We start from the raw sequence: 9,294 nt of genomic DNA, 5'->3' as shown, positions 1-9,294 counted from the left end.
CCCAATAAGCTTCATCCCAATATTACAATTGATAACAATTCTACTGAATAGTTGTTCATCCTCGTTGCTTACAATAGTCCATTTTACTGATCAACATTTGCTTAATATCTGATCGTATTGTATTCGCTATTCACGTTGATAAGAGGTTTTTCCTTATGAAAATTCATAACAAACTTTTTCTGGTTTTTTTTAGCTTTAGCTTATTACTTGTGGCTGCTTTAATGTTGTTAATACAATGGAGTATCGGCAAAGGTCTCGCTGAGTATGTTAACAGTAAACAGCTAGCGGCATTACAGCCTTTAGTCGTTGAACTGGAACGAGAGTATGCACAACAGGGCAGTTGGAAAGGGATCCAAGGTGATCACAAAAAATTAGGTGATTTGCTTATTATGAACCTTGCAAATAATGATGGTGAGATAGAAAGTGCAGCCTTAATGCGGCGACCACCACTTGAATTTGGTGAGCCGCCTCCGTCTAGAAGTGATTTTACTAGCCCAAGGCAAAAGCCAGGTTTTGCTTTATTTGACCATGAGGATAATCTGATTGCTGGGCATTATATTAAGCGGGCTGATTACAAAAAATTGATACTCAAGGTTAATGAGCAAGATGTTGGCTGGTTAATGATCCCTCAACGTAATAAAATGATCGATGGTTACGAATTAGATTTCATACAACAGCAAAAAAGTTACCTGTGGATAATCGCCTTAGTGACCATGGGCTTAGTGGTCTTAATTACTTTTCCATTAGCACGCCACATTGCTGAGCCGATTAAGAAAATAATTTTTGGTATGCATCAATTAACGCAAGGTAATTATATTCAACATATCGATGTAAATAGAAAAGATGAACTTGGTGAATTGAGTAGAGACTTTAATGAGTTAGCATTAACACTGCATGAAAATGAAGACGCTCGTAAACGTTGGCTAGCCAATATATCACACGAATTGCGCACGCCTGTGTCTATTCTGAGAGGTGAGTTAGAAGCGATGTTAGATGGCGTTCGTCCGCTGGATAAAAAAAATATAGGTTCAGCGAATGATGAAGTAAAACATTTACAGTCTCTTATTGATGATTTACACCAGTTAACAAGTGCCGATATCGGTGGTATGCATTATCGCAAAAGCAATATTGATTTATCCCAATGGCTAGCTTCAGAGGTGAATAAATTTAGTAGTTATTTATCGGCTGTTGGCACTACGTTGCAAGTCGATATTGAAACACCAGTTGCAATGGTCTTTGCTGATCGCACTCGTTTATGTCAACTGTTTGAAAATTTAATCAATAATTGTATTAAGTATGCCGAAGCAAGCGAAGTAAAAATATCGCTGGTTGTTGAGCAACAAGCATCTCCGGCCTTAGTGAAAGTCATTGTAGAAGATAATGGTGTGGGAGTACCTGAACAACATTTGTTGCATTTATTTGAATACTTATATCGAGTTGAAGATTCCAGGAATCGAAAAACAGGAGGATCAGGTCTTGGTTTGTCTATCTGCGCTCATATTGTTGCTGCACATCAAGGGCATATCAGTGCACAAACATCTGCACTGGGTGGATTAGCTATTATTATCGAATTACCCTTGAGTTAATGATATTAAAGCAACAATACTAATCAAGTTAAATTCATCTTACATTCTGCGGTAGTGTACATTTACACTGACTAATAATGATTTACTTAATAAGGTTAAAACGTGTCGAGTTCAATATTGATTGTAGAAGATGAAGTTAAGCTAGCTAATTTGTTGGCTGATTACTTCAAATTAACTGAGTATCAGCCGCATCAAATTCATCATGGTGATGAAGTGTTGAGTTGGGTCAAAGCGCATCAACCGACAGTGATTTTGTTGGATATAATGTTACCAGGTAAAGATGGTATCACTCTGTGCAGGGAGATCCGTCAGTTTTCTAATGTACCTATTTTAATGGTTACTGCCAAAGTGGACGAAATTGATAGGTTGTTAGGCTTAGAGTTAGGAGCGGATGATTACATCTGTAAGCCGTTTAGCCCTAAAGAAGTGGTGGCTAGGGTAAAGGCGGTGTTAAGGAGAAGTCAGCAGTTTACCTTAGACAATGTCGAAGCTGTTTTGAAACTTGATCCACAACGTTTGGTTGTCAGTTTTAATGCTTCCGATATTGCGCTTACTTCCGTTGAATTCGAGTTGCTTAGATCACTTGCAAAACAACCAGGTCGTATCTTTACACGCCAACAATTAATGCAAAATATGTACTCAGATGAGCGTATTGTTAACAATCGCACCATTGATAGTCACATTAAAAAGTTAAGAAAAAAACTGGCAGATATTAGCCAAGGACAAGATATGATCCAATCAGTATATGGTGCAGGCTATCGTTTGGTAGTACCTTAGATAATAGTACCTTAGATAATAGCATCTTAGATAGCAGTACCTAGATAACAGCGCCTTAGTAAGTTGTCTTTTAACTCAATTAGACTTTAAGGCAATAGTACCTTAAGCAAATTTTAGACAAAAAAATACCTGCTCAAGGCAGGTATTTTAAAACATTAAAATAGTGTTACTGATTACTCAGCTTCAACAATCTCAAGGTTTACAATTGAAGTTACGTCAGAATGTACTGTAACAGTGATCTCGTAAGAACCTGTTAAACGTAAAGCACCTTCAGGAAGACGAACTTCGCTTTTAGCTACCGCTACACCAGCAGCAGTGATTGCATCAGCAATATCACGCGTACCGATTGAGCCGAATAGTTTACCAGCATCACCAGCTTTAGAAGTGATAACAACCGCTTCTAATGCAGAGATAGCTTCACCACGTGCTTGAGCAGCAGCTAGGTTAGCAGCTTGCTTAGCTTCTAATTCAGCACGACGTGCTTCAAAAGCTTCTAAGTTTGCTTTGTTTGCTGGAACAGCTTTTTGCTGTGGGAAAAGGAAGTTACGTGCGTAACCTGCTTTAACGTTCACTTTATCGCCAAGTTTACCAAGGTTAGCAACTGTATCTTGTAGAATAATTTCCATAATCTATAGCTCCTATTTACTTGTGTAAATCTGTGTAAGGTAAAAGCGACAAGTAACGTGCACGTTTGATAGCGCGCGCTAGTTGGCGTTGGTATTTTGCACATGTGCCAGTAATACGGCTAGGTACAATTTTACCACTTTCAGTGATGTAATTTTTTAATGTAACAACGTCTTTGTAATCAATCTCAACAACTTTTTCAGCTGTGAATCGACAGAATTTACGACGGCGAAAATAACGAGCCATGGTAGTTCCTTAAATTTGTTCTATGTACTGAGCATGCAACACCAACTTACCAAGATTACTCTTGCTTTGATGATAAGTGATAAAACCACTTACTTTAATTTGCATACCTTTCGATAATTTATTTTTCAACTGACTTGCTAATGGTCCACTTGTTGCAATAGGCATATAACAATATGTATTGCGTGGTAATCCAGCTTCTTCTTGCACTGAGCGATGTTCTATCGTCAGGTTACAGTGTTCAATGCCACTTGGGCTTGTTTTATGTATCGGCTTTTCAGTTACGACACCTGTAAGTTGCAAAAAGTTATCAGTCACTCAGTTTCTTATGCTTCTGCTTCTGTTGCAGCAGGCGCAGCTGGTGCAGCATCAAAATCTGGACGTGGAGCACGAGGAGCACGTTCAACACGTTCTTCTTTTGCTTTAGCCACTACAGATGCTTCAGTTACAGCAGATTTAGTACGCATGATCATGTTGCGGATCACAGCGTCGTTGAAACGGAAAGCAGTTTCCAAATCATCGATTACTGTTTGCTCAGCTTCAATATTCATAAGAACATAGTGTGCTTTGTGTAGTTTGTTAATTGGGTAAGCCAGTTGACGACGACCCCAATCTTCTAGACGATGAACAGTACCACCTGCTTCTGTAATAGAAGTAGTGTAACGCTCGATCATACCATTAACTTGTTCACTCTGATCTGGGTGAACCATAAATACGATTTCATAATGACGCATATAAAAATCGCTCCTTACGGGTTAGTAGCTTCATAATTTGGCTCAGCCGTACCAAGTAGAAGCAAGGAACAAAAAGGATGGCTGATTTAAGCCGGCAGATTGTACAGTTTGGCGACAACTTACGCAAGCAACAAAAGTAAGATAAATACAAAGTTAATGAGAACTTTTGCTTATTGTTTGCATCTATACACTAACAATCTAAAATACCTCGGTTCCCTAATCATTTAAATGAGTTAATTTTGCTTAAATCAGCCTTCCTTTATATCTTAATTATTAACCTTATCGTGCTAGGTGTGAATGTTGGGCTATACATGACTCCTCAGGCAATCACTTCTACTACTGAAGTGACAATAGGTGCGAATGCTGGCGCGACAAATATTCAAGCTGATGGTGCACTGGGCAATGCGGGCGACAGAACCATTAATAGCGATGCTGGTGTCGCAGGCGCAAAGCCGAATAGTTCGGCGAATACAACGCTATCGACAAAAAAAGAGGCGACCAAACTAGCACTGCAGTTAGAGCAACAACAAGCGGCAGAGAAGTTAAAACAACAGCTGCAGCAAAAAAAACTAGAGCAAGTATTAGCTGAAAATCAGCGTTTGATTGACAAAATATCGACGCTAGATAATCAAGTTAATATTCAAGAATCATATTTAGTAGAAAGTCAGCAACAAGAAAAGCAACTTAAGGCACTATTAAAAAAAGAGCGTTTACAACATGCCAGTTTATTAAGTTCGCCGATCAATCGTATTAAAACGTCCATCGATCAACAACCTGATCTACTCAAAAATAAAAAGGTAGGTCAGGGGAGCATCGAAGAAAATAATGCTATTGCGGACCAAGACTTCATTGATATTGCGATTGAAAATAACAGTATCAAAACGGATATTGTTGATTCAAATGAAGAGATAATAGAGTTACCGGATCGCTTTACCGGTGCTGTTGAATTCGGTTTTAAATATGAGCAAGATAATCAAATTACACAAAACTTACGCGGACGTTTAATCTTAGATTATGACGAAGTTGATCAATACAATATTAACAGTGATATTGAGTTTAAGTCTGAATCGGAAGATAGTGAAGAAACCGCACAAAAGCTTCGCTGGCAGTTACAGGGAAACTACAATTTAGACCCAATGAACTTAGTTTTTGTACGTAGTGATATTAAACGTAGCAAATTTGCATCTTATGAGCAGGAAGATATCTTTACCGTTGGTTACGGGCATATTTTCTTTAATGAAAATAACCATAAATTTAATACTGAGTTTGGCCCCGGCTATAAATTCGCTGAGCCGAATGCTGATGAAGATGCTGTTTCTATTAATGAATTTATATTACGTACACGGCTGAATTATGAAAGGATTGTGAGTGAAAGCTTGCAAGTGTCGTTACAAGGAGTGTTTGAAGTAGGGCACTCTAATAGTGTTTATGGTGTGGAGTTTAAAGCTCAGAATAGAATTTACCAGCAGTTATATTTAATCTTCGATGTTGACTATAAATATAATCAAAACGTACCTGAGGATACTGAAAATAAAGAGGTTTCGACGGGGTTTAATCTTCAATATGCATTCTAATTAACAATCAGCGCTAAACAGCGAGTAATGGCTGTCTAGCGCTGATTGTTATTCGTTTTTACTTCTTAATTAAAGGCGTTGGCGTACCACTTCAAACAAACAAATACCCGTTGCAACGGATACATTTAAGCTTGAAACAGCGCCAGCCATTGGTAATTTAATCAGTTCATCACAATGTTCGCGGGTTAAACGGCGTAGCCCTTTACCTTCTGCTCCCATCGCTAACGCCATACCACTTTGCAGCTTACAATCGTAGAGGCTTTGTTCTGCTTCACCGGCTGTACCGTAAATCCAGATCCCTTTGTCTTGTAAACCACGCATCGCGCGCGCTAGGTTAGTAACATGAATTAATGGAATCGATTCTGCTGCGCCACAGGCTACTTTACGTACTACGGGTGTTAAGCTTGCAGAGTTGTCTTTAGGTATGATCACTGCGTGTACGCCAGCGGCTTCCGCACTTCGTAAACAAGCGCCCAAATTATGCGGGTCGGTTACACCATCTAAAATCAATAAAAAAGGAGGAACATCTAACGCTGCTAAAATAGGCTCTAAATCATTGTCAGTTAATACTTTCATTGCTTTTACACGTGCCATAATACCTTGGTGCTGCTCCCCATCAGATTTGTCATCTAATGCTTTACGTTGCATCAATTGTACTGAGACACCCCATTCTTTTGCTTTATTAAGTACATCATTTAAACGTTCGTCATCACGTCCTTTGAGAGCGTAAATTTCAATAACACGTTCTGGTTGTTTTTCTAATAGTGCATCAACGGCATGCATACCGTAAATAATTTCACTTTTACTCATGTTGTTTCTCTAATCTTTAATATCTAAATCGGGATAAGTTCTATCGTCGCTAATTGACCATAAGTAAATTAGCGACCTAGGCAGGATTGTTATTATTCTGCTTTCTTAGCCTTGTTACGTGTACGTTCTGCACGCCCAGGACGACTTTTTTTGGCTGCCGTTGTTTTTTTCTTCTTAGAAGACGCTGTATTCTTTTCGCCTTGTGCTACTTTTCTTTGCGGTTTTTTCTTTTGCTTGTTCGCAGCCTTTCTCTTTGCAAGCTCTTCTTCTGTTAGTTTTTTACCTGTTCGCTTAACCGCTTTTTTAGGCTGCTTATCTGATTCATCATCCGTTGCTTGGTTGGATTGCTGATCATCTTGGCTTGCTGATTTATTACGAGCACGTTTGTCGATAGGACGATCCAACTTTTTATCTTCAGGTTGACGACCACGTTTGCGCTGACCTGCTACTGCTTCATCGGCTAATTCAAAATCAATTTTTTTATCGTCTAAATTAACGGAAAGTACTTTAACTTCTAATACGTCACCAATGCGGTAAACACGACCAGTACGCTCACCTTTTAAGGTTTGTTTGCCGGCATCAAAAATGTAGTAATCAGACACTAAACCTGTGACATGTACTAATCCATCAATGTGAATATCATTTAAACGTACGAAGAAACCAAAATTAGTGACCGCGGCAATAGTACCAACCATGGTGTCGCCTATATGGTCTTGCATATATTCACATTTAAGCGCGTCAGCTACATCACGTGTAGCATCATCAGCACGGCGCTCAGTCATTGAACAATGCTCACCTAATTGGCTTACTTCATCATGTTGATAGTTATAACCACCGGTTTCAGTCCATTTAGCTTTTAATTGGTTATTCGCTTGATGTGCCACTAAATACTTAATTGCTCGGTGCAAAATTAAATCAGGGTAACGACGGATAGGTGAAGTAAAGTGTGAGTACTCTTCTAGCGCTAAGCCAAAGTGACCTAAGTTTTCATCTTGGTAAACTGCCTGCTTCATTGAGCGCAGCAACATAGTTTGCAATAGCTCTTTATCATCACGTTCAGCAAAGGTTTCTGCTAAATCAGCATAGTCACGAGGAGCTGGTTTCTCACCGCCTCCTAAACTCAAGCCTAATTCACCTAAGAATGAACGAAAGTTAGCTAGTTTTTCTTCGCTAGGTGTTTCATGTACTCGGAATAAAGCGGCTGCATCAGCAGAGCCGATGAATCGAGCTGAAGCAACATTTGCTTGGATCATACATTCTTCGATGATCTTATGCGCATCGTTACGCACTAACGGCACTATCGCATCAATTTTACGTGCTTCATTAAATAAGAAACGTACCTCTAATGTTTCAAATTCCATACCGCCACGAATATGTCGTGCTTTTTTAAAGGCTTTATATAGATGTTCTAATTCTTGTAAGTGAGGCACTAATGGTTTGTATTGCTCACATAATGCTTCGTCACCTTTCAAAATCGACGCGACTTTAGTGTAAGTAAATCGAGCGTGAGAGTTCATTACCGCTTCATAGAATTTATAGTCGGTTAAATGACCTGCTTCAGAAATGACCATTTCACTAACCATACATAAACGGTCAACCTGAGGGTTTAAAGAACATAACCCATTAGATAACACTTCAGGTAACATCGGAATTACTTGGTCTGGGAAATAAACAGAGTTACCGCGATTAATCGCTTCTTTATCTAAAATAGTCCCTTTGCGAACGTAATAACTTACATCGGCAATCGCAACCCATAAGCGCCAGCCGCCACCAGGTTCTTTTTGACAGAATACTGCATCATCAAAGTCACGTGCATCTTCACCATCAATAGTCACTAATGGTAAATCACGAAGATCTACACGACCTTTTTTAGCTTCTTCAGGCACAAACTCACCAAATGGTTCCAGCTCTTTATCTAAACCTTCAGGCCATTCATGCGGAATGTCATGCGTACGAAGCGCAATTTCAACTTCCATGCCCGGTTCCATATCTTGGCCAAGCACTTCTGTTATTTTACCCGTTGCAGTAAAACGCGCTTTAGGACGTTGTAAAATTTCTACTACCACTATCTGACCATGGCGAGCACCGCCATTGTTTTCTTTCTGAATAATGATTTCTTGGTTAATACGAGAATCGTCTGGAATAACAGATGAAACGCCATCTTCAACAAAGTAGCGTCCAACAATTGTTTCTTTGCGAGCTTCTAATAAACGTACAAAACGCGCTTCAGTACGTCCACGTGAATCTACTTTTACGGGTTGCGCTAATATAGTGTCGCCGTGGAATAAAAAACGCATTTGGTGATTAGGTAAAAATAGGTCTTTACCTTCTTCTTCTGTTTTTAAGAAACCAAATCCATCTTTGTGGCCAATAACTTTACCTTTAGCAAGGTTCAGTTTGTCAGGCAAACCATAGGTTGCATTGCGACACCAGACTAATTGTCCATCACGTTCCATCGCTTTTAAGCGACGTCTTAGTCCTTCTGCTTCTTCGTCACTGCTGAGAGAGAAAGCATTAAATAATGCATCGCGAGTGATCGGTTTACCGTGTTTTTCGATAAATTGTAAAATAAACTCGCGGTCAGGGACAGGATGTTCATAAATTTTGGGTTCTTGATCTAAAGTAGGATCTAAAGTCATAGTTGTAACTCTTTATAAGGCAATTAATGAAAGTATATCTGAAAATGACTGAAAGCCTGCTTGAATTCAACTATTAAGCGTAATTAATCAAAAAAAGCCGATTTTTTTTGATTTTTTGTCTAATTGCTCATCTATTAAGCAAGCGAACCATTATTTTTAAAAAAAACACAAAAAAGACTAGACAGCTTTTACAGTGTTAAGTATTATCCGCGCCACGCTAAAGACGTGAGCACCCGTAGCTCAGCTGGATAGAGCGTTGCCCTCCGGAGGCAAAGGCCACAGGTTCGAATCCTGTCGGGTGCGCCAT

General features: G+C 39.3%; 9 protein-coding genes and 1 tRNA gene. 4 read left to right on the top strand and 6 right to left on the bottom strand.

Annotated features, from left to right (window positions below; genetic code table 11):
* Positions 1 to 155: 155 nt before the first annotated feature.
* Together MT391_RS09125 and MT391_RS09120 are read left to right on the top strand one after the other, a co-directional pair.
* The gene (locus MT391_RS09125) at positions 156 to 1,586 is read left to right on the top strand and encodes an ATP-binding protein (protein ID WP_499497671.1); all 1,431 of its coding nucleotides are present in this window, start codon (positions 156 to 158) and stop codon (positions 1,584 to 1,586) included.
* Positions 1,587 to 1,688: 102 nt separating this feature from the next.
* Positions 1,689 to 2,363 carry a response regulator gene (locus MT391_RS09120; RefSeq protein ID WP_499497670.1) on the top strand — a complete coding sequence of 225 codons (675 nt, stop codon included), beginning with the start codon at positions 1,689 to 1,691 and terminating at the stop codon, positions 2,361 to 2,363.
* Between the two features lie 173 nt (positions 2,364 to 2,536).
* On the opposite strand, the gene rplI is transcribed toward MT391_RS09120, so the two are convergent.
* The 4 genes from rplI to rpsF are packed head-to-tail and all read right to left on the bottom strand — an operon-like array spanning position 2,537 to position 3,964.
* Positions 2,537 to 2,989 (bottom strand): 50S ribosomal protein L9, encoded by a 453-nt coding sequence (rplI, locus tag MT391_RS09115; protein WP_028869181.1) that lies wholly within the window; start codon positions 2,987 to 2,989, stop codon positions 2,537 to 2,539.
* A gap of 16 nt (positions 2,990 to 3,005) precedes the next feature.
* The gene (gene rpsR, locus MT391_RS09110) at positions 3,006 to 3,233 is read right to left on the bottom strand and encodes a 30S ribosomal protein S18 (protein WP_028869180.1); all 228 of its coding nucleotides are present in this window, start codon (positions 3,231 to 3,233) and stop codon (positions 3,006 to 3,008) included.
* Positions 3,234 to 3,242: 9 nt separating this feature from the next.
* A complete protein-coding gene (gene priB / locus MT391_RS09105; protein WP_299667973.1) occupies positions 3,243 to 3,548 on the bottom strand; it encodes a primosomal replication protein N in 306 nt (101 codons plus the stop codon).
* Positions 3,549 to 3,556: 8 nt separating this feature from the next.
* Entirely contained in the window at positions 3,557 to 3,964 is a 408-nt protein-coding gene (gene rpsF, locus MT391_RS09100; RefSeq protein WP_166372522.1) for a 30S ribosomal protein S6, read from the bottom strand.
* Between the two features lie 311 nt (positions 3,965 to 4,275).
* Between rpsF and MT391_RS09095 the strand changes: the two genes are divergently transcribed.
* Positions 4,276 to 5,538: a DUF481 domain-containing protein gene (locus tag MT391_RS09095; protein WP_166372523.1), complete on the top strand. Its 1,263-nt coding sequence runs from the start codon at positions 4,276 to 4,278 to the stop codon at positions 5,536 to 5,538.
* Between the two features lie 69 nt (positions 5,539 to 5,607).
* Here MT391_RS09095 and rlmB read toward each other — a convergent pair whose 3' ends face one another.
* Together rlmB and rnr are read right to left on the bottom strand one after the other, a co-directional pair.
* Positions 5,608 to 6,348 (bottom strand): 23S rRNA (guanosine(2251)-2'-O)-methyltransferase RlmB, encoded by a 741-nt coding sequence (gene rlmB / locus MT391_RS09090; RefSeq protein WP_166372524.1) that lies wholly within the window; start codon positions 6,346 to 6,348, stop codon positions 5,608 to 5,610.
* 92 nt (positions 6,349 to 6,440) lie between these two features.
* Positions 6,441 to 8,987 carry a ribonuclease R gene (rnr, locus tag MT391_RS09085; protein WP_499497668.1) on the bottom strand — a complete coding sequence of 849 codons (2,547 nt, stop codon included), beginning with the start codon at positions 8,985 to 8,987 and terminating at the stop codon, positions 6,441 to 6,443.
* Positions 8,988 to 9,216: 229 nt separating this feature from the next.
* On the opposite strand from rnr, the gene MT391_RS09080 reads away from it, so the two are divergent.
* Positions 9,217 to 9,293: transfer RNA gene (locus tag MT391_RS09080), tRNA-Arg, on the top strand.
* Position 9,294 lies beyond the last annotated feature (1 nt).

This window comes from Vibrio sp. 1-Bac 57, assembly GCF_037546855.1.
Lineage (GTDB): Bacteria > Pseudomonadota > Gammaproteobacteria > Enterobacterales > Psychromonadaceae > Psychromonas.
The sequence above is the reverse complement of the archived record's forward strand: the minus strand, read 5'-3'. Positions and strand labels throughout refer to the sequence as shown.